This window comes from Burkholderia sp. NLJ2 (assembly GCF_049487195.1).
Lineage (GTDB): Bacteria > Pseudomonadota > Gammaproteobacteria > Burkholderiales > Burkholderiaceae > Burkholderia > Burkholderia pyrrocinia.
Genome location: NZ_CP137808.1, coordinates 636817 through 661850 on the forward strand (window position 1 = coordinate 636817; position 25034 = coordinate 661850).

The following is a 25034-nucleotide window of genomic DNA, read 5'->3' on the forward strand; positions in this document are numbered from 1 at the left end:
TCCCTATCATCATGCGGCGCCGCCGACGCGGCGCCCGGCAGTCTGAACGAGAGTACTGAGTGAACGTTTTCTTCGAGGAATCGGGCAGTTTCAAGGCGGGCAGCGTGCTGTCGCGCCAGGGCGACGCATTTCAGGTCGAGTTGCCCGGCGGGCGGCGTGCGAAGGTGCGCGCGAAAGACGTGCTGATCGAATTCGACAAGCCGGCCGCGGGCGAACTGATGCAGGAGGCCGACACGGCCGCGCAGCAGATCGATCTGGATTTCCTGTGGGAATGCGCGCCGGCCGACGAGTTCGCGTATACGGCGCTGGCCGAGGATTACTTCGGCGCGGCGTACGGCCCGGTCGAGCGCGCGGCGCTGGTGCTGCGGCTGCATGGCTCGCCCGTCTACTTCCGCCGCAAGGGGCGCGGCCAGTATCAGCGCGCGCCGGAAGAGCAGCTCAAGATGGCGCTCGCGTCGCTCGAGCGCAAGCGCCAGCAGGGCCTCGTCCAGGCGCAGTACGAAGAGGAACTGAAGGCCGGCAAGCTGCCGGAAGCGTTCGCGGGCAAGGTGCTCGGGCTGCTGACGCGGCCGGACAAGAACGCGATCGAATACAAGGCGATGGAAGCGGCGGCCGGCGCACGCGGCGTGTCGCCCGCGCGGCTGATGCTCGACTGCGGCGGCATCGCGTCGCCGCGTGCGTTGCACGAGGCGCGGTTCCTCGCGGAGTTCTTCCCGCACGGCACGGGCTTTCCGCCCGTCGCGGTCGGCGCGCTGCCGGACGACCTGCCGCGCGCGAACGTCGAGGCTTTCTCGATCGACGACATCACGACGACCGAAATCGACGATGCGTTCTCGGTCGAACACCTGTCCGACGGCCGTGTGCGGATTGGCGTGCACATCGCGGCGCCGGCGCTCGGCATCGTGCGCGGCGACGCGGTCGACGCGATCGCGCGCACGCGCCTGTCGACCGTCTATATGCCGGGCGACAAGATCACGATGCTGCCGGACGACGTCGTCGACGTGTTCACGCTGAAAGAGGGCGATTACCGCCCGGCGCTGTCGCTGTACATCATCGTCAATCGCGAAACGCAGGACATCGTCGCGAACGAGACGCGCGCCGAACTCGTGTTCGTGAAGAACAACCTGCGTCACAACACGCTCGACGAGCTCGTCAACGAAGAGACGCTCGCGGCCGGCACCGGCGACTATCCGCACAAGGACGACATCGCCGTGCTGTGGCCGCTCGCGCAGGCGCTGTTCGAGAAGCGCCAGCTCGCGCGCGCGGGCTACGGCCTGAAGCGCGAAGTGCAGCGCAACACCGACTACAACTTCTACGTCGATGGCGAGCGCGTGTCGATCACGCCGCGCCGTCGCGGTTCGCCGCTCGACCTGATCGTGTCGGAGCTCGCGATCCTCGCGAACTCGACCTGGGGCGCGTTCCTGCACGACCACACGGTGCCCGGCATCTACCGCTCGCAGCGCGGTTTCGGCGCACCGGGCCCGAAGCGCACGCGGATGCAGACGTCGGCCGCGCCGCACGAAGGCCTCGGCGTGCCGCAGTACGCATGGAGCACGTCGCCGCTGCGCCGCTACGTCGACCTCGTGAACCAGTGGCAACTGCTCGCATGCGTGCAGCATGGCGTCACCGCCAAGCTCGCCGCGCCGTTCAAACCGAAGGACGCCGACCTGTACGCGGTCGTGCAGGGCTTCGACGACACCTACACGGCCTACGCCGACTACCAGCGCCGGATGGAATATTTCTGGTGCCTGCGCTGGCTCGCGCAGGAGCGGAAGAAGCAGGTCGTCGCGAGCGTCGTGAAGGGCGATCTCGTGCGCCTCGAGGAAATTCCGCTGCTGCTGCACGTGCCGGGGCTCGGCGTGCATGCGCGCGGCACGCGCGTGCTGCTCGACGTGATGTCGCTCGACGAGCTGACGATCGAGGCATCGGTGCGGTTGCTGAACGTGCTCGACGCGCCGACCGTGACGAGCGGCGATGTGGCCGAGGAAGAGGATGACGCCGAAGGCGGCGACGACACGCTGATCGACGCGGAAGACGCCACGGCGGAAACCGAGGCGGAAGCGCTGGCCGAAGCGGACGGCGCGGCGGCAGGCGAGGGCGGCGAAGCCGCGAGCGGCAACGACAGCGAAGAGGGGCGCGCATCATGAATGCGGTAGCGTCGACGAGCGGCGCCGACCGCTACGTAGTGTTCGGCAACCCGGTGGCGCACAGCAAGTCGCCGTTCATCCACGCGCAGTTCGCCGCGCAGACCGGCGAGGCGATCGAGTACGTGCACCGGCTCGCGCCGGTCGACGGCTTCGAAGCGGCGGTGCGGGCGTTCGTCGCCGAAGGCGGTCGCGGTGCGAACGTGACGGTGCCGTTCAAGCTCGAAGCGCATGCGCTTGCCGACACGCTGTCGCCGCGCGCGGCGGCGGCGGGCGCGGTGAATACGCTGCGCATCGATGCCGACGGCCGCATCCACGGCGACAACACCGATGGTGTCGGCCTCGTGCGCGACATCGAAGCGAATCTCGGCGTGTCGCTCGCGGGCGCGCGCATCCTGCTGCTCGGTGCGGGTGGTGCCGCGCGCGGTGTCGTGCTGCCGCTGCTCGACCGCGCGCCGCTGTCGATCACGATCGTGAACCGCACCGCAAGCAAGGCCGAGGCGCTCGTCGGCCAGTTCATGCAGGCCGCGCACGATGCGGGCTGCACGCTCGCGGGCGGCGGTCCCGACGTGGTGCGCGCGGAGCCGTACGACTTGGTTATCAATGCGACGGCCGGCAGCCTCGACGCCGCGCTGCCGGAGTGCGACGCGGCCGCGTTCGGCGCGGGCACGCTGGCGTACGACATGATGTACGGCGCGCAGCCGACCGTGTTCATGCAGCATGCGGCGTCGCTCGGCGCACGCACGGCCGACGGGCTCGGGATGCTCGTCGAGCAGGCGGCCGAATCGTTCTTCATCTGGCGCGGTGTGCGGCCGGACGGCGCACCGGTGCTTGCCGCGCTGCGCCAGGCGCTCGCGGCGAGCTGAACGGGGCACGGCAGGTGGCGGCGGTAAGCGGCACGCAGCGCACGCGGACGGTGAGCCCGGCCCGCTGGATCGTCTACGCGGGTGCGGTGTTCGCGGGCGCGTGGCTCGCGACGCAATTGTTCTACCTCGCGCAGATCGCGCTGTGGTCGTTCGTGAACCCGGGATCGACCGCGTTCATGCGCACCGACGCATGGTGGCTGTCGCGCGACAAGCCACCCGCGCAGATCCAGCACCAGTGGGTGCCGTACGACCAGATCTCGCGCAACCTGAAGCGTGCGCTGATCGCATCCGAAGACGCCACCTTCGCGACCAACAACGGCTACGACGTCGACGCGATCCTGCAGGCGTGGGAGAAGAACAAGGCGCGCGGCCGGATCGTCGCGGGCGGTTCGACGATCACGCAGCAGCTCGCGCGCAACCTGTTCCTGTCGCGCGAGAAGAGCTACATCCGCAAGGGGCAGGAGCTCATCATCACGTGGATGCTCGAAACGGTGCTCGACAAGGAGCGGATCTTCGAGATCTACCTGAATTCCGTCGAATGGGGCCGCGGCGTGTACGGCGCCGAAGCGGCCGCGCGCTATTACTACAGGATTCCCGCGAGCCGGCTCGGCGCGTGGCAGTCGGCGCGTCTCGCGGTGATGCTGCCGAAGCCGCGCTGGTTCGACGCGCATCGCGGCTCGGCCTACCAGGCCCAGCGCGCGGCAATCATTGCGCGCCGGATGGGCGCGGCCGCGCTTCCGCAATCGGAGTGAACGGCGCGCTCGCGCCGTTGCATTGTCCGTTCCGCCGCCAAGGCGCGATTGGTGCGCTGCAGCGCATTCGTGTCGCGCGCATTTCGGGCCACATCCTTTAGACGAATTCGTCTATTTCGCTTTGCTGAGCAATGCCGGTGACCGCGCGATTTTGTTTGCCGATATGGCACGAAATCCGCGCTTTTTTAGTATTCCCGGGTAAACGCGAAAGTCGATGAAAGGCACGTGAAATGCGACGTTTCGCGAATCGAAGCATTCCTGAAAGGTGTGCGCCGCACCGGCTGCCGGCCAAATATTTCAAAATTTTTCAAAGCTGACGGGCTCGCGTATATTGGCCAGCGCCTCGGCTTATCGGCCGCAATCGAGGCGGGGGGCGGCTTATCCGGCTGCTCGACACAAAAAACATCCGAGAGAAGGAAAGCAACGATGCCAGCGAGCAAAGCGAAGCTGTTGTTGGGGGTGGTTTTTTCTTCGCTGATTCTGACGGCCTGCAACGACGACGTGACACCGTCCGCTGCTGCAAGCGCCAACAGCTCAGCCGATCCCGCCAGTCAGGTGGACAGGGCGTACAACGATCCGAACAGTTATTCGTCGAGCGCGAACGCGTCGCTCGACGCATCCGCCGCGGTTGAAAAGGCCGCCGTCACGCATCACCAGATCACGCTGAACGGCAAGACGATCCGCTACACGGCCACGGCCGGCCACCTCGTCGCGCGCAATCCGCAGACGGGCGCGCCCGAAGCGTCGTACTTCTACGTCGCCTACACGGCCGACAACCAGCCCGCGGCGAAGCGGCCCGTCACGTTCCTGTACAACGGCGGCCCCGGCTCGGCATCGGTGTGGCTGCACCTCGGCTCGTTCGGCCCGCGGCGGGTCCAGACCGGCGATCCGAATGCGAACGCGTCGACGTTCCCGTTCGTCGACAACCAGGAAAGCCTGCTCGACACGACCGACCTCGTGTTCGTCGATGCGATCGGCACCGGCTTCTCGGAAGCGATTGCACCGAACACGAACCAGACGTTCTGGGGCGTCGACCAGGACGCCGGCGCGTTCCGCGATTTCGTGACGCGCTACCTGACCGTGAACCAGCGCAACGATTCGCCGAAATACCTGTTCGGCGAGTCGTACGGCACGCCGCGCACCGACGTGCTCGCGAACCTGCTCGAGACGGCCGGCGTGAAGCTTGCCGGCATCGTGCTGCAGTCGTCGATCCTGAACTACAACACGAACTGCGACATGGCGAGCGACTATGTCGGCAACTCGAACAACGGGTCGAGCCCGGTGAGCTGCGCGGGCTTCGTGCCGTCCTACGGCACCGTCGGCGCGTACTACCAGCTCGACAATCCGAACCCGTCGAACCTGCCGCAGTATGCGGACCAGATGCGCCTGCTGACGGCCGGCAGCTACGCGCCTGCTGTGAATGCGTACCTGGCGAGCCATACGCCGCCGCCGCCGAATCTCGTCACGACGATGGCGAATTCGACCGGCGTGAAGCAGGGGCTGTGGAACGCGAACTTCAACGTGATCCCGACTTTCTTCGACAACAGCTTCCAGCTGTCGTTGATCCCGGGCACGCTGATCGGTCGTTACGACGCGCGCGTGAACGTGCCCGTGTCGAGCCCGCTCGCGGCGGACGGCGATCCGTCGAGCTTGTTCATCACGAAGCCGTTCACCGACACGATCGGCAGCTACCTGCCGAACGAGCTGAAGTACACCGCGCAGTCGGCCTACTCGTTGAGCAGCAATGCGATCAACACGTGGGACTGGACGCACGACGGCCTCGCGATGCCCGATACGATCCCCGATCTGGCCGCGGCGCTGACGCTGAATCCGGCGCTGAAGGTGCTGTCGCTGAACGGGTATCACGACATCGCGACGCCGTTCTACCAGACCGAGCTCGACCTCGCGCGGCTCGGGACGCAACCGAACCTGACGATCAAGGACTACCAGGGCGGACACATGGTCTATCTCGACGATACGTCGCGTCCGCAGGAGAAAGCCGACCTCGTGACCTTCTACAACGCGGCCGCGCACTGATGCTGCGCCAGGCCGGCGAATGGCGCCCCCGGCGGCGCCTCGCCTGCCGTCGACGACCTCATTCCAGACTGGAGCCTGATATGAAGAATCGTTTCATCGTCGTTGCCGCCGCGCTCGTTTGTGCCGGCGCCGCAGCATCCGTATCCGCATCCGCGTTCGCACAGGCGAGCGACGCCGCCGCACCGGCGCGCGCGCGCCAGGCGCAGCTCGGCGATCCGTACGTGCCGCCGGCCGCGCGCAAGCCGACCGCCGGCACGCAGACGACGGGCGCCGCGCTGCATGCGCAGGTGGTGCGCAAGCTCGCGCGGCAGTTCGACGCGGCCGATACGCAGAGCACGGGTTCGATCACCGAGGCGCAGGCGCGCTCGGCCGGGCTCGGTTATGTCGCGAACCACTTCCGGCAGATCGATTCGGGCGGCAGCGGCCGCGTGTCGTTCACCGACGTGCAGCGCTACATGCAGGCACGCAGCACGAGCCAGCAGTAAGCGCGGCGCGGGGTGAACAAACGGGGGCGGAACCTGCTGCGCAGCGGGTTCCGCCCCCGTGCACATGGTGCGGCCGTTGCGTCGCGTACAGCGCGGATTCCGCCTGAACTCTCAGTATCTGGGCAACGCATTCAAATATTGGAGGAGAGTGCGTGCGCTCCTACAATCCGAAGCACATCGACAGCTTCGGACCCACGCATCGCATGGCGCCCGACGCACACGGAGACACATTCCATGAAGTTCGCCGGGCGCTTTACTCGGTGCATCGACCGCCGCCTCATCGCGACGCCGGACGCAGTTCCGGCGCCGCGCGAGCGGCTTCACCGAATCCGTTGAAGAAGCCCGCCCCATGACCAAGATGCCCGATTCCCTTGCCCTCGACGCCCGGCGCGCGACGCCGGACGATGGGTCGCTGACCGACAGCATCGGCGCGACCAGCACCCCGCTCGATCTCGCCGCGCAGCAGGCCGGCACGCAGACGCTGCTGCGCGGTCTCGCGATCCTCGAGGCGATCGCGAACGGCGCGCGCGACATGCGTGCGATCGGTGCCGCGCTCGGCACGACGCGCAGCACGACGCACCGCCTCGTCAGCAGCCTCGTGCAGGCGCGCTACCTGCGCCAGGTGCAGGGCGGTTACCTGCTCGGCCCGAAGCTGATCGAGCTCGGTACGATCGCGCTCGAGCAGATGCCGCTCACCGCGGTGGCGCGCCCGCATCTCGAAGCGCTTGCGGAAGCGACGCTCGACACGATCCATCTCGGCGTGCGCGACGGCGACGACGTGCTGTACATCGACAAGATTCCCGGCACGCGCGGCCTCGAGATGCGCTCGCGCGTCGGCCACCGGATGCCGCTCGCATCGACGGGCATCGGCAAGGCGATGATGCTCGACCTCGATCCCGACCTGTGGCGCTCGCTGTTCGAGGCCGCGCGGCGCGCGCTGGCCGGCGTCAATTTCAAGCCCGACAACCGGCCGGAGACGAGCGCGTTCCTGCAGCGCATGGCCCATTACGCAGCCGGCGGCTACACGTTCGACCTCGAGGAGAACGAGGCGTCGATCCGCTGCGTGGCCGCGCCGATCCGCGACGCATCGGGTGCGGTCGTCGCGGCCGTGTCGGTCGCGAGCACGATTCCGTACATGCCGCACGACCGGATGGACGAACTGATTCCGCTCGTGCAGCGCGAAGCGCGAGCCATTTCCGCGGAACTGGGCTGGAGCCCGCCGCAGGGTACCCGCAGGATCAAACGATGACGACTTCGACCCGGACCGTTCCGGATGCCAGCTCCGCCCCCCCGTCGCTGATCGCGCTCGACTGGGGCACGACGTCGCTGCGCGCCTATCTGTATGACGCGCACGGCACGCTCATCGACACGCGCAGCCGCGCGGCGGGCGTCATGCATGTGCCGGGCGGCGGCGCGCGCGCGTTCGACGCGGTGTTCGAGGAAGCCTGCGGCGACTGGCTCGACCGCACGCCCGGCCTGCCGGTGCTCGCCGCTGGGATGGTCGGCAGCGTGCAGGGCTGGCGCGAGGCGCCGTACGTCGCGGTGCCGGCCGGCGCCGACGCGCTCGTCGCGGGCCTCATCACGGTGACGACGTCGCGTGGCGCGACGGTATCGATCGTGCCGGGCGTGATCGCGACGGGCGAATTGCCCGACGTGATGCGCGGCGAAGAAACCCAGATATTCGGTGCGCTCGCGAGCGATCCCACGCTTGGCGCCGATCGTTCAGGGGTACTGATCGGCTTGCCGGGTACGCATGCGAAATGGGCGTGGGTGAAGGACGGGCTCATCGAGCGCTTCCAGACCTTCATGACGGGCGAGCTGTTCGCGGTGCTGCGCGACCACACGATCCTCGGCCGTACGATGCGCGCGGGCGCGTCGCCCGACCGCGCGGCGTTCGTGCGCGGCGTGTCGGTCGCGCGCGGTGCGCAGCGCACGGGGCTGCTCGCGACGATCTTCAGCACGCGCACGCTCGGCCTGACCGACCGGCTCGCACCGGATGCGCAGGGCGACTACCTGTCCGGCCTGCTGATCGGCCATGAACTCAATGCGCTCGACGCGATGCTCGCGGAGCGCGGCATTGCGCTCGCGGACCAGCCGCTGCTGCTGATCGGCGATGGCAGCCTGTGCGCGCGCTACGTCGATGCGCTCCACGTATTCGGCCACACGCACGCGCGGGTCGTCGCGCATGCGACCGAGCGCGGCCTGTGGTGGATCGCGTCGCGCGCCGGGCTCGTGCGCGCGGACGGCGAGCCTGTCCTGGCCGACCAATGAATCGATTGCAGAGGAACCCAGTCATGCCGTCCGACCTCACGTTGCCCGCGCCGTACACCCCACACGCCGCCCTGATGCGCGCGTTCGACGCGTGCCCGCTGATCGCGATCCTGCGCGGGATCACGCCCGCCGACGCGGCCGACCACGGCCATGCGCTGTACGAAGCCGGTTTCCGGATCGTCGAGGTGCCGCTCAACTCGCCGGATCCGTTCGACAGCATCGCGGCGCTGCGGCGCGCGTTGCCCGACGACGCGATCGTCGGCGCGGGCACCGTGCTGCGCGCCGAGTATGTCGATCGCGTGCAGGACGCGGGTGGCGCGCTGATCGTGATGCCGCACAGCGACGCCGCCGTGATCCGCCGCGCACGCGAGCGCGGCCTCGCGAGCGCACCGGGCGTCGCGACGCCGACCGAAGCGTTCTCGGCGCTCGCGAACGGCGCCGACGTATTGAAGATGTTCCCGGCCGAGCAGCTCGGTGTGACGATCGTGAAGGCGTGGCGCGCGGTGATCGATCGCGCGGTGCCGCTGATCCCGGTCGGCGGGATTTCGCCGGACAACATGCAGCCGTTCCTCGCGGCCGGCGCGAACGGCTTCGGGCTCGGCTCGGCGCTGTACCGGCCCGGCCAGCCGGCCGACGCGACCGCGGCGAACGCGCGCGCGTTCCAGGCCGGATTGCGCGTCGCGCGCGGCGGAGCCGCATGATGGGCCGCCTCGCGGGCAAGGTCGCGATGGTGACGGGCGCGGGCCGCGGAATCGGCGCCGCGATCGCTCGCGCGTTCGTGCGCGAAGGCGCGGCCGTCGCGCTCGTCGATCTCGACTTCCCGCAGGCGCAGCACACGGCCGCCGCGATCGCGCACGACCTCGACGGCGCGCGCGTGCTGCCGCTGCAGGCGGACGTCGCGCGGCAGGATGCGGTGCGCGATGCGCTCGCGCAGGCCGAAGCGGCATTCGGCCCGCTCGACGTGCTCGTGAACAACGCGGGCATCAACGTGTTTGCCGATCCGCTGACGATGACCGACGACGACTGGCGCCGCTGCTTCGCGGTCGACCTCGACGGCGTGTGGCACGGCTGCCGCGCGGCGCTGGAAGGCATGGTCGCGCGCGGCCGCGGCAGCATCGTGAACATTGCGTCGACGCATGCGTTCCGGATCATCCCGGGCTGCTTTCCGTACCCGGTCGCGAAACACGGCGTGCTGGGGCTCACGCGTGCGCTCGGCATCGAATACGCGGCGCGCAACGTGCGCGTGAACGCGATCGCGCCGGGCTATATCGAGACGCAGCTCACGCGCGACTGGTGGGATGCGCAGCCCGATCCGGCCGCCGCGCGCGCCGAGACGCTCGCGCTGCAGCCGATGAAGCGGATCGGCCGGCCTGACGAGGTCGCGATGACGGCCGTGTTTCTGGCGTCCGACGAGGCGCCGTTCATCAATGCCGCGTGCATCACCGTCGACGGCGGGCGCGCGGCGCTGTATCACGACTGACACAACGATTCGAAAGACCGCACGTGCGACGGCCGCGCGCACGCTGCGTCGAAACCAACAAGCGGCTACATCCTGTTCGATGAAAACAAGGAGACACTGGAGATGAAACGCAGAACGTTCGTAACGCTGGCCGCCGCGGCAGCGGTGGTGATGGGCAGCCCGGTCGCGCATGCGGCCGACCCGGTCAAGATCGGCTTTCTGGTGAAGCAGCCGGAAGAGCCGTGGTTCCAGGACGAGTGGAAGTTCGCCGAGACGGCGGCGAAACAGAAGGGCTTCACGCTCGTGAAGATCGGCGCACCGTCGGGCGAGAAGGTGATGAGCGCGATCGACAACCTGTCCGCGCAGAAGGCGCAGGGTTTCATCATCTGCACGCCCGACGTGAAGCTCGGGCCGGGCATCGTCGCGAAGGCGAAGTCGCACAACCTGAAGATGATGACGGTCGACGACCGCCTCGTCGACGGCGCAGGCAAGCCGATCGAGGCGGTGCCGCACATGGGGATCTCCGCGTACAACATCGGCAAGCAGGTCGGCGACGGCATCGCGGCCGAGATCAAGAAGCGCGGCTGGGACATGAAGGATGTCGGCGCGATCGACATCACCTACGAGCAGTTGCCGACCGCGCACGACCGCACGAGCGGCGCGACCGACGCGCTGGTGGCCGCCGGCTTTCCGAAGGCGAACGTGATCGCGGCGCCGCAGGCGAAGACCGACACCGAGAACGCGTTCAACGCGGCGAACATCGCGCTCACGAAGAACCCGCAGTTCAAGCACTGGGTTGCGTACGGCCTGAACGACGAGGCCGTGCTCGGCGCGGTGCGTGCGGCGGAAGGGCGCGGCTTCAAGGCGGACAACATGATCGGTATCGGCATCGGCGGTTCCGAGTCGGCGCTGAACGAGTTCAAGAAGCCGCAGCCGACGGGCTTCTACGGCACCGTGATCATCAGCCCGAAGCGCCACGGCGAGGAAACCTCGGACCTGATGTACGCGTGGATCACGCAGGGCAAGGCCCCGCCGGCGCTGACGCTGACGACGGGCATGCTCGCGACGCGCGACAACGTGTCGAAGGTGCGCGAGGAGATGGGGCTCGCGTCGAAGTAAGCGGCCCGCCGGCTGCCGCGGCGATGCGGCGGCCGGCGGTCGATCGATCCGGAAGTAGGGAGACGACGTGTCAGCGGCACTGCGTTTTGACAATATCGGCAAGGTATTTCCCGGCGTGCGCGCACTCGACGGCATCTCGTTCGACGTGCATGCGGGCGAAGTGCATGGCCTGATGGGCGAGAACGGCGCGGGCAAGTCGACGCTGCTGAAGATTCTCGGCGGCGAATACCAGCCCGATGCGGGCAGCGTGCTGGTCGACGGCCAGCCCGTGCAGTTCGCGAGTGCGGCGGCGTCGATCGCGGCCGGCATCGCGGTGATTCACCAGGAGTTGCAGTACGTGCCCGACCTGACGGTCGCGGAAAACCTGCTGCTCGGCCGCCTGCCGAACGCGTTCGGCTGGGTGAAAAAGCGCGAGGCGAAGCGCTACGTGCGCGAGCGGCTCGCCGCGATGGGCGTCGATCTCGATCCCGATGCGAAGCTTGGGCGGCTGTCGATCGCGCAGCGGCAGATGGTCGAGATCTGCAAGGCGCTGATGCGCAATGCGCGCGTGATCGCGCTCGACGAACCGACCAGCTCGCTGTCGCATCGCGAGACCGAGGTGCTGTTCAAGCTCGTCGACGACCTGCGCGCGCAGGGTCGCGCGCTGATCTACATCTCGCACCGGATGGACGAGATCTACCGGCTGTGCGATGCGTGCACGATCTTCCGCGACGGGCGCAAGATCGCGTCGCACGATTCGCTCGCCGAGGTGCCGCGCGAGCGGCTCGTCGCCGAGATGGTCGGGCGTGAGATTTCGGACATCTACCATTACGCGCCGCGCGCGCTCGGCGACGTGCGGTTTGCCGCCGAAGGCGTCGACGGCCCGGCGCTGCGCGAACCCGCGAGCTTCTCGGTGCGCGCGGGCGAGATCGTCGGCTTCTTCGGGCTCGTCGGCGCGGGCCGCAGCGAACTGATGCGGCTCGTGTACGGCGCGGACCGCCGGCGCGCGGGCGTGCTGACGCTCGACGGCGCGCGCATCGACGTGAAGCGCACCGGCGACGCGATCCGCCACGGCATCGTGCTGTGCCCCGAGGACCGCAAGGAAGAAGGGATCATCGCGATCGCGTCGGTCGCGGAGAACATCAACATCAGTTGCCGCCGCCATTCGCTGCGCGCGGGGCTGTTCATCGATCGCAAGACCGAAAGCGAAACGGCCGACCGCTTCATCCAGCGGCTGAAGATCAAGACGCCGAACCGGCGGCAGAAGATCCGCTTCCTGTCGGGCGGCAACCAGCAGAAGGCGATCCTGTCGCGCTGGCTCGCGGAGCCCGACCTGAAGGTCGTGATCCTCGACGAGCCGACGCGCGGGATCGACGTCGGCGCGAAGCACGAGATCTACGACGTGATTTACCGCCTCGCGGAGCGCGGCTGCGCGATCGTGATGGTGTCGTCGGAATTGCCGGAAGTGCTCGGCGTGTCCGATCGCATCGTCGTGATGCGCGAAGGCCGGATCGCGGGCGAGCTGCCGCGCGAACAGGCGAACGAGCACGCGGTGCTGAACCTCGCGCTGCCGCAGACGAGCGCCGCCCAGGCGGCCTGACGCGGCGCACGATATTCGAATCGACCAGGCGCGGCGTGGGCCGCGCGATGCAGGAGCAGGAGACACAATCATGCAAGTCAGGGAAAACCTCGCCGGCGCAGCCGTGAAGCAGTCGGCCGACGCGCTGGTTCCGCAGCAAAGCGACCGGCAGAAGTGGTGGCAGCACCTCACCGAATACAGCCTCATCGCGATCTTCGCGGTGATGTTCATCACGATGTCGCTGACGGTCGATCACTTCTTCTCGATCGACAACATGCTCGGCCTCGCGCTGTCGATCTCGCAGATCGGCATGGTCGCGTGCACGATGATGTTCTGTCTCGCGTCGCGCGATTTCGACCTGTCGATCGGCTCGACCGTCGCGTTCTCCGGCGTGCTGTGCGCGATGGTGCTGAACGCGACCGACAACACGTTCGTCGCGATCGTCGCGGCGGTTGCGGCCGGCGCCGCGATCGGCTTCGTGAACGGCGCGGTGATCGCGTACCTGCGCATCAACGCGCTGATCACGACGCTCGCGACGATGGAGATCGTGCGCGGGCTCGGCTTCATCGTGTCGAAGGGGCAGGCGGTCGGCGTGTCGTCGGACACGTTCATCGCGCTCGGCGGGCTGTCGCTGTTCGGCGTATCGCTGCCGATCTGGGTCACGCTGCTGTGCTTCATCGCGTTCGGCGTGCTGCTGAACCAGACCGTGTACGGCCGCAACACGCTCGCGATCGGCGGCAACCCCGAGGCATCGCGGCTCGCGGGGATCAACGTCGAACGCACGCGTGTGTATATCTTCCTGATCCAGGGCGCGGTGACCGCGCTCGCGGGTGTGATCCTCGCGTCGCGCATCACGTCGGGCCAGCCGAACGCCGCGCAGGGCTTCGAGCTGAACGTGATCTCCGCGTGCGTGCTCGGCGGCGTGTCGCTGATGGGCGGCCGCGCGACGATCTCGGGCGTCGTGATCGGCGTGCTGATCATGGGCACCGTCGAGAACGTGATGAACCTGCTGAACATCGACGCGTTCTACCAGTACCTCGTGCGCGGTGCGATCCTGCTCGCGGCCGTGCTGCTCGACCAATTGAAGAACCGCGGCGTACGCGACTGACCAGATTTCACGGAGACGAACCGCATGACCATCGACACTTCCGCGCACGACCCGCACGCCGCGAGCCCTGAGCGCTTTGCGCGATACCCGAGCCTCGAGGATCGCGCGGTGCTGATCACGGGCGGCGCGACCGGCATCGGCGCGTCGTTCGTCGAGCACTTCGCGCAGCAGGGCGCGCGCGTCGCGTTCGTCGACCTCGATGCGGCTGCCGGCGCCGCGCTGGCGGAAAGCCTCGCGCATGCGCCGCACGTACGTCATGCGCCGCTGTTCATCCAGTGCGACCTGACCGACATCGACGCATTGCGCCATGCGATCGACGCGATCCGCGCGCGCATCGGCGCGATCGCGGTGCTCGTGAACAACGCGGCGAACGACACGCGCCATTCGATCGGCGACGTGACGCCCGCGTCGTTCGACGCGGGCATCGCGGTGAACCTGCGCCACCAGTTCTTCGCCGCGCAGGCGGTGATCGACGACATGAAGCAGCAGGGCGGTGGCGCGATCGTCAATCTCGGCTCGATCAGCTGGATGCTGAAGAACGGCGGTTATCCCGTCTACGTGATGGCGAAGGCGGCCGTGCAGGGCCTGACGCGCGGCCTCGCGCGCGACCTCGGCCCGTTCGGCATCCGCGTGAATTCGCTGGTGCCCGGCTGGGTGATGACCGACAAGCAGCGCCGGTTGTGGCTCGACGACGCGGGCCGTGCGTCGATCAAGGCCGGCCAGTGCCTCGACGCCGAACTGCTGCCCGCCGATCTCGCGCGGATGGCGCTGTTCCTCGCGGCCGACGACAGCCGGATGATCACCGCGCAGGACGTGATCGTCGACGGCGGCTGGGCCTGACCGTTCGTACCGACCAGCATCGTTTCTTCGACGAAGGAAAGGAGCTCATCATGACCGCCACGTCATCGCCCGCAGCGTCGTCCACGAGCCAGTCGCGCCGTGCCCGCCTGGCCGCTGCCGCGCAGCCGGTCAGCCCGGGCCCGCAGACGGCCGCATTCGCGCAGGGCGTGGGCGCCGCGCATGCGGCGGCCGTCTCGCTGACGAACGCGTCGCTGAGGCTCGACGTGCTGCCGCACCTGGGCGGCGGCATCGCACGCTTCGACTGGCGCGGCGACAACGGTGCGCTGATGCCGGTGTTCCGCCGCTGCGAGCATCCGGAGACGGCGACGGACCCGAACGAGCTCGCGTGTTATCCGCTGCTGCCTTACTCGAACCGGATCGGCGGCGCGCGCTTCGAATGCGACGGGCGCAAGGTCGCGGTGCCGCGCAACCGCCGCGACGAGCCGCTGCCGATCCACGGCGACGGCTGGCTCGCGCCGTGGCAGGTGGACGATGCGACCGACACGACGCTGCAGTTGTCGCTCGATCGCGCGGGCGGTGCACCGTATGCGTTCCGCGCGATCCAGTCGTTCGAACTCGACGACACGACGCTGTCGATCGCGCTGACGATCGAGAACGCGGGGCGCGCCCGGCTGCCGTTCGGGCTCGGCGTGCATCCGTTCCTCGTGCGCGACGCGGTGACCGAGCTGGCCGCGGCGGCCGGCGGGCTGTGGCTGTCGGGCGCCGATTTCCTGCCGGTGCGGCACGTCAGCGTGCCGCCGGCGTGGCAGTTCGGCGTCGCGTATCCGCTGCCGGCCGCGCTCGTCAATCACGCGTTTACCGGCTGGGGCGGCCACGCGACGGTGAGCTGGCCGCGCCGCGGGCTGTCGCTGACCGTTGCGGCCGACGCCGACGCGTATGTGCTCTATACGCCGCCCGGCGAGGATTTCTTCTGCTTCGAGCCGGTCGATCATCCGATCAATGCGGTGAACCTGCCGGGCGGCGCGGCTGCTCACGGGATGACGCTGCTTGCGCCGGGCGAGCGGCTCACACGGCGTTTCGCGTTCACCGTCGAGCGCGCCGATGCGCGCGGCAATGCCGCGACACGCGAGGCGCGCCGGAGACGCGGGTAAAATACGCGGTCTACCAACGGTTTGCCGCGAGTATCCGCCATGTCTTCCCCGCTTACTTTCATTGAATCGCTGCGCGCCGCGTGGCAGCGCACGAATTCGCTGCTGTGCGTCGGCCTCGATCCCGAGCCGTCGCGCTTTCCCGTGCAGTTCGACGGCCAGCCCGACGCGATCTTCGAATTCTGCCGGCAGATCGTCGACGCGACCGCGCAGTACGCGAGCGCGTTCAAGCCGCAGATCGCCTACTTCGCCGCGCATCGCGCGGAAGACCAGCTCGAACGGCTGATCGCGCACATCCACCTCCAGCATCCGGGCTTGCCCGTGATCCTCGACGCGAAGCGCGGCGACATCGGCAGCACGGCCGAGCAGTACGCACGCGAAGCGTTCGAGCGCTATCGCGCGGACGCGGTCACGGTGAACCCGTACATGGGCTACGACTCGGTCGAGCCGTACTTCGAGCACGAAGGCAAGGGCGTGATCGTGCTGTGCCGCACGTCGAACCCGGGCGGTTCCGACCTGCAGTTCCTCGATACGAACGGCCGGCCGCTGTACCAGGTCGTCGCGGATCTCGCGGCGAACAAGTGGAATGCGAGGAACGGCCAGCTTGGCCTCGTGGTCGGCGCGACGTTCCCGAAGGAAATCGAGATCGTGCGCGGGATCGTCGGCGACATGCCGCTGCTGATCCCCGGCATCGGCGCGCAGGGCGGCGACGTGCAGGCGACCGTCAACGCGGGCCGCACGGCCGACGGCACGGGCATGATGATCAACTCGTCGCGCGCGATCCTGTACGCGAGCAACGGCGAGGATTTCGCCGAAGCCGCGGCGCTCGCCGCGCAAAAGACCCGCGATACGATCAACGCGCATCGCTGATCGCTCCGGCCGCCCGTCCGGGCGGCCGACTCCGGCAGGCCCGCGCCGGCGGGTCCGTGCCGCGTTCCCGCGTAACTTTCCCGCTTCGTCCGCCTGCCTGGTCAGCGCTCGCGTTCGTCGAGCAGCTTCAGCAACCCGCGCAGCGCATGCGCGGCCGCCTGCGTGCGGATCTGTTCGCGGTCGCCCTTGAACACGAGCGTCTCGACGTCGGTATGGAGCCGGTTGCTCCAGCCGAACGACACGGTGCCGACCGGCTTCTTCTCGCTACCGCCCGCCGGGCCCGCGATGCCCGTGACGGACAGCGCGACCTGCGCGCGGCTGTTGCGCAGCGCGCCTTCGGCCATCGCGCGCGCGACGGGCTCGCTGACGGCGCCGTGCTTGTCGATCAGGTCGGGCGGCACGCCGATCATCTCGATCTTGGCCTGGTTCGAATACGTGACGAAGCCGCGCTCGAACCACTGGCTGCTGCCGGAGATGTCGGTGATCGCCGCGGCGATCATGCCGCCGGTGCAGGATTCGGCGGTGGCGAGCGTCAGGTGCTCGTCACGCAGCTTGTTGCCTGCGCGGATCGCAAGCTGGTGGACGACGGAATCGGTTGGCATGCGCGTCGGGAAACGGGAGTCGGGAAATCGGTCAGCCGACGACGGAGCGCCACAGGGCGATCACGAGCAGCGTCATGAACGCGGCGACCAGGTCGTCGGCCATGATGCCGAGCCCGCCTTTCAGGCGACGGTCGACATAGCGGATCGGCGGCGGCTTGAGCATGTCGAAGAAGCGGAACGCGACGAACGCCCACAACTGGCCGACGAAGGTCGCGGGCGTGACGAACAGCATCACGAGCCAGATCGCGACGATCTCGTCCCAGACGACGGCGCCCGGATCGGACGTACCCATCTTCCTCGCGGTGAAACCGGTGATCCACGTGCCCGCCACGAAGCCGGCCGCGATCAGCACCCACCATTCGGGCACCGTCAGGTAGCGGTTGAGCACGACGAACGTGAGCCAGCCGAACAACGAGCCGAACGTGCCGGGCATGATCGGCGCGAGCCCGCTGCCGAAGCCGAGCGACACGATGTGCGCCGGGTGCGACAGCATGAAGCGCGCGCTCGCGCGCTTCGGCGCGTTCCCGTTCGGTGCGGCGCCGGGCTCGGCTGCGCCGTGCGCGGACGTCGGGTCAGTCTGCATGGAAGTGGTCGAAGCCGTGCAACGTGAGAGCCAGGGGCGCGCCGGCGGCGTCGCGCCACGCGATCGCGGGCCGCTCCGAGGGAGCGGACAACGCGCGTATTGTACCGATTCGCGTGACCGGCACGCCGGCCGTCGCGCCGGCCGCTTCGACCGCCGCGCGGGCCGCAGCCGGTGCCGTGAAGCACAGTTCGTAGTCGTCGCCGCCCGCCAGCGTGCAGCGGCGCTGCACGTCGGGCGGCAGCGTCGCGAGCGCGGCCGAGCGCGGCACCGCGTCGGCGTCGATCTCGGCGCGCACGTTCGAGCGTGCCAGGATGTGCTGCAGGTCGCCGGCGAGGCCGTCCGAGATGTCGAGCGCCGCGTGCGCGACGCCTGCGAGCGCGAGGCCGAGCGCGATGCGCGGCTCGGGGCGCTCGAGCGCGCGCCGGAACGCGGCCGCTTCGTTCGCGCCGGCCGCCCATTCGCCGCGTGCGACGCCGAGGCCGGCGCGAGCGTCGCCGAGCGTGCCGGACACCCAGACGTCGTCGCCGTCGCGCGCGGCATCGCGCCGCAGCGCCGCGTCGGGCGCGACTTCGCCGAATACGGTCACGCACAGGTTCAGCGGCCCGCTCGTCGTGTCGCCGCCGATCAGCTCGCAGCCGAACCGCTCGGCAAGCGCGAACAGCCCGTTGCTGAATGCCTCGAGCCACGCCGCGTCGGCGCGCGGCAGCGCGCACGCGAGCGTGAATGCGCGCGGCTCGGCGCCCATCGCCGCGAGGTCGGACAGGTTGACCGCGAGCGTCTTGTGGCCGAGCGCGTCGGGCGCGACGTCGGGGAAGAAGTGGAGGCCTTCGACCAGCATGTCCGTCGAAATGGCCAGCAATTTCCCGGATCGAGGTGCGATCAGCGCACAATCGTCGCCGATGCCGAGCGTCGACGCGCGTGCACCCTGTGCCGCGCGGCGCGCGAAGAAGCGATCGATCAGCGAAAACTCGGAGAGGGCGGCTGGCACGGCGGGTGGATCCGATTCGGTTGAGGGAACGGCATTGTACGAGGCGAACGGCGGGTGTTCCTGCACCGTTCGGTTCATTTTTGTCGCGGCTGTCGCACCCGAATCGCCGGTCTGGCGGCTTTCGATTGGCGCTACAATGCCGTCGAACAGTTATTCTAATCCGCACGTCACGAGACACATGTCCACCCAATCCTCTTCCAAAGCCAAGCTCCGCGAAGCCGCGCTCGACTATCACGAATTCCCGACCCCCGGGAAGATCGCGATCGCCCCGACCAAGCAGATGATCAACCAGCGCGACCTCGCGCTCGCGTATTCGCCGGGCGTGGCGTATGCGTGCGAGGAGATCGTCGAGAACCCGCTCAACGCGGCGCGTTTCACCGCGCGCAGCAACCTGGTCGGCGTCGTCACGAACGGCACGGCGGTGCTCGGTCTCGGCAACATCGGCCCGCTCGCGTCGAAGCCGGTGATGGAAGGCAAGGCCGTGCTGTTCAAGAAGTTCGCCGGCATCGACGTGTTCGACATCGAGCTGAACGAGTCGGATCCGCACAAGCTCGTCGACGTGATCGCCGCGCTGGAGCCGACCTTCGGCGGGATCAACCTGGAAGACATCAAGGCGCCGGACTGCTTCATCGTCGAGCGCGAGTGCCGCAAGCGGATGAAGATCCCGGTGTTCCACGACGATCAGCACGGCACCGCGATCGTCGTGGCCGCGGCCGTCACGAACGGCCTGAAGGTCGTCGGCAAGGACATCAAGAAGGTGAAGCTCGTCGCGTCCGGCGCGGGCGCGGCCGCGCTCGCGTGTCTCGACCTGCTGGTCGACATCGGCCTGCCGATCGAGAACATCCTGGTGACCGACCTGGCCGGCGTGGTCTACAAGGGCCGCACCGAACTGATGGACCCGGACAAGGAGCGTTTCGCACGCGAAACGGAAGCGCGGACGCTGGCCGAAGTGATCGACGGCGCGGACATCTTCCTCGGCCTGTCGGCTGCCGGCGTGCTGAAGCCGGAGATGGTGAAGGGCATGGCCGAGCGCCCGCTGATCCTCGCGCTCGCGAACCCGACGCCGGAAATCCTGCCGGAAGCGGCGCTCGAAGTGCGTCCCGACGCGATTCTCGCGACCGGCCGTACCGACTACCCGAACCAGGTCAACAACGTCCTGTGTTTCCCGTTCATCTTCCGCGGCGCGCTCGACGTTGGCGCGACGACGATCACGCGTGAAATGGAGATCGCCGCCGTCAACGCGATCGCCGAGCTCGCGCAGCACGAGCAGAGCGACATCGTCGCGACCGCATACGGCATCCAGGACCTGTCGTTCGGGCCTGAATACCTGATTCCGAAACCGTTCGATCCGCGCCTGATCGTGAAGATCGCGCCGGCCGTCGCGCAGGCCGCGATGGACGGCGGCGTCGCGACGCGCCCGATCGAGGATATGGACGCGTACCGCGTCCACCTCCAGCAGTTCGTGTATCACAGCGGCACGACGATGAAGCCGATCTTCCAGATCGCGCGCGCTGCGCCGGAAGAGAAGAAGCGCGTGGTGTTCGCGGAAGGCGAAGAAGAGCGCGTGTTGCGTGCCGTTCAGATCATCGTCGACGAAAAACTCGCGACGCCGATCCTGATCGGCCGCCCGTCGGTGATCGAGCACCGTATCCAGCGCTACGGCCTGCGCCTGAATCCGGGCGTCGACTTCACGGTCGTCAACACCGACCACGACGAGCGCTACCGCGACTTCTGGCAGACGTACTACAAGCTGATGGCGCGCAAGGGCATCAGCGAACAGCTCGCGCGCGTCGAGATGCGCCGCCGCACGACGCTGATCGGCGCGATGCTGGTGAAGAAGGGCGAAGCGGACGGGATGATCTGCGGCACGATCAGCACCACGCACCGCCACCTGCACTTCATCGACCAGGTGATCGGCAAGCGCGACGGTTGCAGCGTGTACGCGGCGATGAACGGCCTCGTGCTGCCGGGCCGCCAGATTTTCCTCGTCGATACGCACGTGAACGTCGATCCGACCCCGGAGCAACTGGCCGAGATCACGATCATGGCTGCGGAAGAAGTGCGCCGCTTCGGCATCGAGCCGAAGGTCGCGCTGCTGTCGCATTCGAATTTCGGCACGAGCAACGCACCTTCGGCGAAGAAGATGCGCGATACGCTCGCGATCCTGCAGGAATGCGCACCGGAGCTGAAGGTCGACGGCGAGATGCATGGCGATGTCGCGCTCGACGCGGCGCTGCGCAAGGAAATCCTGCCGGAATCGACGCTGGAAGGCGACGCGAACCTGCTGATCCTGCCGAACATCGACGCCGCGAACATCGCGTACAACCTGCTGAAGACGGCTGCCGGCAACAACATCGCGATCGGCCCGATCCTGCTGGGCGCGGCCCAGCCGGTGCACGTGCTGACCGAATCGGCAACCGTTCGCCGCATCGTCAACATGGCGGCGCTGCTGGTCGCCGACGTGAACGCCGCGCGCTGAGCAAAACGAACGCGCCAGGCCGGTCGAATCGGCGTGGCGCGTCGGGCGAAATTGTAAACAAACGCAAAAAGAGGCGTGCCCGTCATGGGCACGCCGTCGGGCAGGGCGCAAACGCGCTTCCCTCAAAGCAACAGCAGCATCTCTCCACTCCGGGTAAAGAGCGTGGCAAGGAGGCAGGGTCTTGCCAAACGAGAGATGCCGCCCGCATTTTATCCTATGTAAGATAAATGTAGAGTGATTTCGGTAAGAAATACGCAAATCCGAGCGTCGTCAGCCTTTCGATTCCCAAACGGACATTGATTCGCGCGGCCAATAACGCTACGCTAACGCCTTTGTTGGTCGTCAACTACTTGATTTAACAGCGGGAACCCTGGTTCATGGCACGCAAGTGGCTCCGCAACGGCGCGCTCGCGTCCGTCTTCGCGATGTTCGCGATGGGTATCGTCGGCACGCCGACGGGCAGTCTGGTTTCCGCCGCTTACGCACGGGAGGCCGTTTCGGCCGACGTGGCCGCCAGCGGGCTCGATACGATCCCGACCGCCCGTCTTCCGCGCGAGGCCGTGACCACGCTGGGCCTGATCGGCGCAGGCGGCCCCTATCCGTACGAGAAAGACGGCGTCGTGTTCGGCAACCGCGAGCGGATCCTGCCGAAGGCGAAGCGCGGCTACTACCATGAGTACACGGTGCCGACGCCGCGTGCCCGCAATCGCGGCGCGCGCCGGATCGTCTGTGGCGGGCCCTTGCGCCGGATCGACAACTGTTATTACACGGGCGACCACTACAACAGTTTTAAACGTATTGTTGAATGACTTCGGGACGAATGGCATGAGCGACTCCATCTACGCGCACGATACGGCGGCGGCGGAACTGTTCGCGGCCGGCGACGGCAACCTGTTTCAGCGCGTGATTCAATTGAACGCGGCGGCGCAGGCCGTCGGCGCGCCGGAGCAACAGGAAGCCGAGTCCGGGCTTTCATCGAACGAGGAGCCTATGAGCCTTTTCACGACCGTGCGACCCAATCTCGTGCAGTCGATCCGCGCGTTCCGCGTGCAGGATCTTGCCGACGAAGCCGGCCGGCTCGGCCAGCACTTCCTGTATGCGTATTGCGGCGCCGCGCAGTCGAAGCAGGAAGTGATGGAAACGATCGCGACGTCGTTCCTGTTCCCGAAGCATTTCGGGAAGAACTACGACGCGCTGTACGACTGCCTGACCGACCTTGTCGCGAAGGCCGGCGCGCAGCCCGGTTTCGTGATCGTCCTCGAAGGGCTGCCGATCGCGCAGAAATTCGACAAGGAAGGGCGCGAGACGCTGCTCGACGTGTTCCGCGAGGCGGCCGAGTTCTGGGCCGAGCGCAAGGTCGCGTTTCGCGTGTTCTACTCGTTCGCGTAAGCGCGGATCGGCCCGCGGCTCTCCGAGGCCGGCCCGGCGAAAAGCCCGCTTCGAGCGGGCTTTTTTGCGTGTGCGCGATGCGTACGGGCCGGCGCGGCACGTCGCTCGCTGACACCGGCCTTTCATCGGACACCTTTTTTCGAGACAATCTCGGCCGGCCTGGTTGCGGCAGCCGTCGCGTCGGGTGCGAAAAACAAATCATCGAGAGAGGGCTGTCTTCCCATGACTATTTCCCGTTCCGCACGCGCCGGCGCGCGTATCCCGTTTGCGCGTGCCGCCGTGCTGTCCCTGCTGGTTGCGGCGGGCGCCGCGCAGGCTGCGCCGCTCACGCCCGAGCAGACCGTCGATCTTTATATCGGCGCGTTCGTCAATGGCGACGTATCGAAAGCCCGCGTGTTCAACGACGCGGTACGCCCGAGTTATGAAGGGAAGGACGCGCTCAACGTCGACGTTCTGTCGACGCTTGGCGAGTCGATGCGCAAGGATATGGCCGAAGGGATGCTGGCGCCGATACCGCCGAAGGTGAGTGCTGCGTTGCGTCCGTCGGTCGAGAGCATGGCCGCGGCGTATCAGCGCGCGCTCAATCGCTCGGCGTGCAAGGCGACCGGCTCGTCGCAGCAACCGAACTCGGCCATCGAGGGCCAGATGGTCGCGACGGTCGAATTCGCGTGCCGCGTCCCGGATGCCGGGCCCGGCGGGAAGGCGCTGGAGGCGAAGCTGGGCAACGGTCGCCTGAAGAATGACGCGGCACGGATTGCTGCGTTCAAGGCGATCTTCTCCGGCATGGCGCAGGTTTTGGACGCGGCACCGGTGACGCACCCCGTGACGGGCAAGATCGACCTTTACAGCCTGGACGGAGGCTGGGCGACCGGAAGCCCGCAAGACGTGCTGACACCGGTTCTCGATGCGTTGTCCGATTCAATGCCGCACGGATCGTCGCGCGACAAGTCGCGATAAGCCGCAGCGTGGAAACGCGCCGCATTCCTGCAGTGACGCCGGCCGCATATCGCGCCGCGGCAGGGTGACGGGTGGGCCGGGAAGGGGCGTGCCACCTCGCGGCGGCACGCCCATCCCGTTACCACCCGCCCCACCGCGCCGCCAGCGCCGCGAGCACGGCCGCGCCGGCCGTCTCGGTGCGCAGCACGCGGGGCCCGAGCGACAGCGCGGTGAAGCCGCGTGCGCGCGCCGCGTTTTCCTCGTCGGGCGACAGGCCGCCTTCGGGGCCGATCAGCAGCGTGACGGGTGCCGCGGGCGGCGTGTCGGGCAGCGACGCGAACGGGATGCTCGCGCGCGGCGACAGCAGCAGCCGCAGTTCGCCGTCGGCCGGCGCGGCCGGCAGCGCATCGAGCCACGCGTTGAAGCCGCGTACCGGCGCGACGTCAGGCAAGCGGTTGCGCCCGCACTGTTCGCACGATGCGCGCACGACGCCGCGCCAGTGCGCGACGCGCTTGTCCGCGCGTTCGCCGGCGAGCTTCACGACGCCGCGCGCGGTCGACAGCGGCACGACCGCCGCGACGCCGAGCTCGACGGCCTTTTCGATTACCCAGTCCATCTTGTCGCCGCCGGCGATCCCCTGCGCAAGCGTGACGCGGTACGGCGGCTCGGCCTCGGCCGGCTCGAACGCGTCGATCTGCGCGAGCGCGCTGCGCTTGTCGATCTCGACGAGCCGTGCGCGGTACTGGCCGCCCGTGCCGTCGAACAGCGCGAGCACGTCGCCGGGCTGCAGGCGCAGCACCTGCGCGTGGCGTGCGACATCGGCCGGCAGAGAGAGCGTGACGTCGGCGCGCAGTGCCGCGTCGACGAAAAAGCGCGGCACGGCCGCGGTGGTGGTGGCTTCGTTCATGCGTGTGGCGGTTTCGTTCATGCGTCGAGATGGCGCGCGAGCGCCCAGCGGTAGCCGTCGAGATCCTCGATCTGCGCGAACCGGTCGCCCCAGAACTGGTCCTGCGGCGCGGTCAGCGATTTCGCGCCCGCGTCGAGCGCGCGCTGCCAGGTGGCGTCGACGTCGTCGACATACAGATAGAACGACTGCGGCGCGGTCGCGTTCGCGCTCTTCGGCGTGAGCGCGGTCGAGCCGAACGCGCCTTCGGGCGCGAACATCACGATCAACTGGCCGCGGTAGGCCATCTCGACGTGCATGATCGCGCCGTCCTCGTCGTGCACGTCGCGCAGCTCGAAGCCGAATGCGGCCTTGAAGAAATCGATGGCCGCGCGCGCGTTGCGCACGGCCAGATACGGCGTCAACCAAGGCACGTCGGCCGGACGTGGATCGGTCATGAAAATCTCCTGTCGAACAGTGTTGGCGCTTCAGCGCTCATGTCGGACCGAGTAAGCGCTTCAGCCCTTACCGAACCCCATGCTTTGCATCGGGTTCC

General features: G+C 68.0%; 24 protein-coding genes. 19 read left to right on the forward strand and 5 right to left on the reverse strand.

What is annotated here, in order from left to right:
- Window positions 1-59: 59 nt before the first annotated feature.
- From R9B84_RS02935 to pyrF, 15 genes are all read left to right on the forward strand, one after another.
- Window positions 60-2147 carry an RNB domain-containing ribonuclease gene (locus R9B84_RS02935; RefSeq protein WP_423759142.1) on the forward strand — a complete coding sequence of 696 codons (2088 nt, stop codon included), beginning with the start codon at window positions 60-62 and terminating at the stop codon, window positions 2145-2147.
- The gene (gene aroE, locus R9B84_RS02940) at window positions 2144-3010 is read left to right on the forward strand and encodes a shikimate dehydrogenase (RefSeq protein ID WP_423759143.1); all 867 of its coding nucleotides are present in this window, start codon (window positions 2144-2146) and stop codon (window positions 3008-3010) included. Before R9B84_RS02935 ends, aroE begins: the two co-directional genes overlap by 4 nt.
- A gap of 14 nt (window positions 3011-3024) precedes the next feature.
- Window positions 3025-3762 (forward strand): monofunctional biosynthetic peptidoglycan transglycosylase, encoded by a 738-nt coding sequence (gene mtgA, locus R9B84_RS02945; protein WP_423759144.1) that lies wholly within the window; start codon window positions 3025-3027, stop codon window positions 3760-3762.
- Window positions 3763-4188: 426 nt separating this feature from the next.
- On the forward strand, window positions 4189-5799 hold the full coding sequence (locus R9B84_RS02950; RefSeq protein ID WP_423759145.1) for a S10 family peptidase: 1611 nt from the start codon (window positions 4189-4191) through the stop codon (window positions 5797-5799).
- An 80-nt stretch (window positions 5800-5879) separates the two neighbouring features.
- Window positions 5880-6284, forward strand: a complete 405-nt coding sequence (locus tag R9B84_RS02955) for an EF-hand domain-containing protein (RefSeq protein ID WP_423759146.1) — start codon at window positions 5880-5882, stop codon at window positions 6282-6284.
- A gap of 349 nt (window positions 6285-6633) precedes the next feature.
- Window positions 6634-7533 carry an IclR family transcriptional regulator gene (locus tag R9B84_RS02960; RefSeq protein ID WP_047899765.1) on the forward strand — a complete coding sequence of 300 codons (900 nt, stop codon included), beginning with the start codon at window positions 6634-6636 and terminating at the stop codon, window positions 7531-7533.
- Window positions 7530-8555: a 2-dehydro-3-deoxygalactonokinase gene (locus tag R9B84_RS02965; protein WP_423759147.1), complete on the forward strand. Its 1026-nt coding sequence runs from the start codon at window positions 7530-7532 to the stop codon at window positions 8553-8555. The genes R9B84_RS02960 and R9B84_RS02965 overlap by 4 nt, the downstream gene beginning before the upstream one ends.
- Window positions 8556-8578: 23 nt before the next feature.
- Entirely contained in the window at window positions 8579-9256 is a 678-nt protein-coding gene (locus R9B84_RS02970) for a 2-dehydro-3-deoxy-6-phosphogalactonate aldolase (RefSeq protein ID WP_423759148.1), read from the forward strand.
- Entirely contained in the window at window positions 9256-10035 is a 780-nt protein-coding gene (locus R9B84_RS02975) for an SDR family oxidoreductase (RefSeq protein ID WP_423759950.1), read from the forward strand. Before R9B84_RS02970 ends, R9B84_RS02975 begins: the two co-directional genes overlap by 1 nt.
- 102 nt (window positions 10036-10137) lie before the next feature.
- The gene (locus R9B84_RS02980) at window positions 10138-11133 is read left to right on the forward strand and encodes an arabinose ABC transporter substrate-binding protein (protein ID WP_423759149.1); all 996 of its coding nucleotides are present in this window, start codon (window positions 10138-10140) and stop codon (window positions 11131-11133) included.
- A gap of 67 nt (window positions 11134-11200) precedes the next feature.
- The gene (araG, locus tag R9B84_RS02985; RefSeq protein WP_423759150.1) at window positions 11201-12712 is read left to right on the forward strand and encodes an L-arabinose ABC transporter ATP-binding protein AraG; all 1512 of its coding nucleotides are present in this window, start codon (window positions 11201-11203) and stop codon (window positions 12710-12712) included.
- A 70-nt stretch (window positions 12713-12782) separates the two neighbouring features.
- The gene (araH, locus tag R9B84_RS02990; RefSeq protein WP_072436350.1) at window positions 12783-13799 is read left to right on the forward strand and encodes an L-arabinose ABC transporter permease AraH; all 1017 of its coding nucleotides are present in this window, start codon (window positions 12783-12785) and stop codon (window positions 13797-13799) included.
- A gap of 24 nt (window positions 13800-13823) precedes the next feature.
- Window positions 13824-14639: an SDR family NAD(P)-dependent oxidoreductase gene (locus tag R9B84_RS02995; protein WP_423759151.1), complete on the forward strand. Its 816-nt coding sequence runs from the start codon at window positions 13824-13826 to the stop codon at window positions 14637-14639.
- A gap of 50 nt (window positions 14640-14689) precedes the next feature.
- A complete protein-coding gene (locus R9B84_RS03000; RefSeq protein ID WP_423759152.1) occupies window positions 14690-15751 on the forward strand; it encodes an aldose 1-epimerase in 1062 nt (353 codons plus the stop codon).
- Between the two features lie 39 nt (window positions 15752-15790).
- On the forward strand, window positions 15791-16618 hold the full coding sequence (pyrF, locus tag R9B84_RS03005; protein WP_423759153.1) for an orotidine-5'-phosphate decarboxylase: 828 nt from the start codon (window positions 15791-15793) through the stop codon (window positions 16616-16618).
- A gap of 101 nt (window positions 16619-16719) precedes the next feature.
- Here the strand turns inward: pyrF and R9B84_RS03010 are convergent, their stop codons facing one another.
- The 3 genes from R9B84_RS03010 to thiL are packed head-to-tail and all read right to left on the reverse strand — an operon-like array spanning window position 16720 to window position 18791.
- Window positions 16720-17220: a CinA family protein gene (locus R9B84_RS03010; protein ID WP_047899774.1), complete on the reverse strand. Its 501-nt coding sequence runs from the start codon at window positions 17218-17220 to the stop codon at window positions 16720-16722.
- Between the two features lie 31 nt (window positions 17221-17251).
- Complete coding sequence (locus R9B84_RS03015; RefSeq protein WP_047899775.1) at window positions 17252-17803, reverse strand: phosphatidylglycerophosphatase A family protein; 552 nt, start codon at window positions 17801-17803, stop codon at window positions 17252-17254.
- Window positions 17793-18791: a thiamine-phosphate kinase gene (thiL, locus tag R9B84_RS03020; RefSeq protein ID WP_423759154.1), complete on the reverse strand. Its 999-nt coding sequence runs from the start codon at window positions 18789-18791 to the stop codon at window positions 17793-17795. Before thiL ends, R9B84_RS03015 begins: the two co-directional genes overlap by 11 nt.
- A gap of 136 nt (window positions 18792-18927) precedes the next feature.
- On the opposite strand from thiL, the gene R9B84_RS03025 reads away from it, so the two are divergent.
- The 4 genes from R9B84_RS03025 to R9B84_RS03040 all read left to right on the forward strand — a co-directional run bounded on the left by R9B84_RS03025 (window position 18928) and on the right by R9B84_RS03040 (window position 23616).
- Window positions 18928-21270 (forward strand): NADP-dependent malic enzyme, encoded by a 2343-nt coding sequence (locus R9B84_RS03025; protein ID WP_423759951.1) that lies wholly within the window; start codon window positions 18928-18930, stop codon window positions 21268-21270.
- A 377-nt stretch (window positions 21271-21647) separates the two neighbouring features.
- Window positions 21648-22079 (forward strand): ribonuclease domain-containing protein, encoded by a 432-nt coding sequence (locus tag R9B84_RS03030; RefSeq protein WP_034182701.1) that lies wholly within the window; start codon window positions 21648-21650, stop codon window positions 22077-22079.
- 16 nt (window positions 22080-22095) lie between these two features.
- The gene (locus R9B84_RS03035) at window positions 22096-22659 is read left to right on the forward strand and encodes a barstar family protein (protein ID WP_047899777.1); all 564 of its coding nucleotides are present in this window, start codon (window positions 22096-22098) and stop codon (window positions 22657-22659) included.
- 279 nt (window positions 22660-22938) lie between these two features.
- Complete coding sequence (locus R9B84_RS03040) at window positions 22939-23616, forward strand: hypothetical protein (protein WP_423759155.1); 678 nt, start codon at window positions 22939-22941, stop codon at window positions 23614-23616.
- Between the two features lie 118 nt (window positions 23617-23734).
- On the opposite strand, the gene R9B84_RS03045 is transcribed toward R9B84_RS03040, so the two are convergent.
- Both R9B84_RS03045 and R9B84_RS03050 read right to left on the reverse strand, forming a co-directional pair.
- Window positions 23735-24502: a 16S rRNA (uracil(1498)-N(3))-methyltransferase gene (locus R9B84_RS03045; RefSeq protein WP_423759156.1), complete on the reverse strand. Its 768-nt coding sequence runs from the start codon at window positions 24500-24502 to the stop codon at window positions 23735-23737.
- 17 nt (window positions 24503-24519) lie between these two features.
- Window positions 24520-24936, reverse strand: coding sequence for a VOC family protein (locus tag R9B84_RS03050; protein WP_047899779.1), 417 nt, complete (start codon window positions 24934-24936; stop codon window positions 24520-24522).
- Window positions 24937-25034 lie beyond the last annotated feature (98 nt).

Excerpts from the sequence above, each read along its gene's own strand:
- R9B84_RS03030 (WP_034182701.1), top strand. The coding sequence starts at position 21,648 with ATGGCACGCAAGTGGCTCCGCAACGGCGCGCTCGCGTCCGTCTTCGCG.
- R9B84_RS03050 (WP_047899779.1), bottom strand. The coding sequence starts at position 24,936 with ATGACCGATCCACGTCCGGCCGACGTGCCTTGGTTGACGCCGTATCTG.
- R9B84_RS02980 (WP_423759149.1), top strand. The coding sequence starts at position 10,138 with ATGAAACGCAGAACGTTCGTAACGCTGGCCGCCGCGGCAGCGGTGGTG.
- R9B84_RS03010 (WP_047899774.1), bottom strand. The coding sequence starts at position 17,220 with ATGCCAACCGATTCCGTCGTCCACCAGCTTGCGATCCGCGCAGGCAAC.
- araH (WP_072436350.1), top strand. The coding sequence starts at position 12,783 with ATGCAAGTCAGGGAAAACCTCGCCGGCGCAGCCGTGAAGCAGTCGGCC.
- R9B84_RS02965 (WP_423759147.1), top strand. The coding sequence starts at position 7,530 with ATGACGACTTCGACCCGGACCGTTCCGGATGCCAGCTCCGCCCCCCCG.
- R9B84_RS02995 (WP_423759151.1), top strand. The coding sequence starts at position 13,824 with ATGACCATCGACACTTCCGCGCACGACCCGCACGCCGCGAGCCCTGAG.
- pyrF (WP_423759153.1), top strand. The coding sequence starts at position 15,791 with ATGTCTTCCCCGCTTACTTTCATTGAATCGCTGCGCGCCGCGTGGCAG.
- R9B84_RS03035 (WP_047899777.1), top strand. The coding sequence starts at position 22,096 with ATGAGCGACTCCATCTACGCGCACGATACGGCGGCGGCGGAACTGTTC.
- aroE (WP_423759143.1), top strand. The coding sequence starts at position 2,144 with ATGAATGCGGTAGCGTCGACGAGCGGCGCCGACCGCTACGTAGTGTTC.
- R9B84_RS03000 (WP_423759152.1), top strand. The coding sequence starts at position 14,690 with ATGACCGCCACGTCATCGCCCGCAGCGTCGTCCACGAGCCAGTCGCGC.
- R9B84_RS03015 (WP_047899775.1), bottom strand. The coding sequence starts at position 17,803 with ATGCAGACTGACCCGACGTCCGCGCACGGCGCAGCCGAGCCCGGCGCC.
- R9B84_RS02960 (WP_047899765.1), top strand. The coding sequence starts at position 6,634 with ATGACCAAGATGCCCGATTCCCTTGCCCTCGACGCCCGGCGCGCGACG.
- R9B84_RS02950 (WP_423759145.1), top strand. The coding sequence starts at position 4,189 with ATGCCAGCGAGCAAAGCGAAGCTGTTGTTGGGGGTGGTTTTTTCTTCG.
- R9B84_RS03045 (WP_423759156.1), bottom strand. The coding sequence starts at position 24,502 with ATGAACGAAGCCACCACCACCGCGGCCGTGCCGCGCTTTTTCGTCGAC.
- R9B84_RS02970 (WP_423759148.1), top strand. The coding sequence starts at position 8,579 with ATGCCGTCCGACCTCACGTTGCCCGCGCCGTACACCCCACACGCCGCC.
- R9B84_RS03025 (WP_423759951.1), top strand. The coding sequence starts at position 18,928 with ATGCCGTCGAACAGTTATTCTAATCCGCACGTCACGAGACACATGTCC.
- R9B84_RS02955 (WP_423759146.1), top strand. The coding sequence starts at position 5,880 with ATGAAGAATCGTTTCATCGTCGTTGCCGCCGCGCTCGTTTGTGCCGGC.
- R9B84_RS02975 (WP_423759950.1), top strand. The coding sequence starts at position 9,256 with ATGGGCCGCCTCGCGGGCAAGGTCGCGATGGTGACGGGCGCGGGCCGC.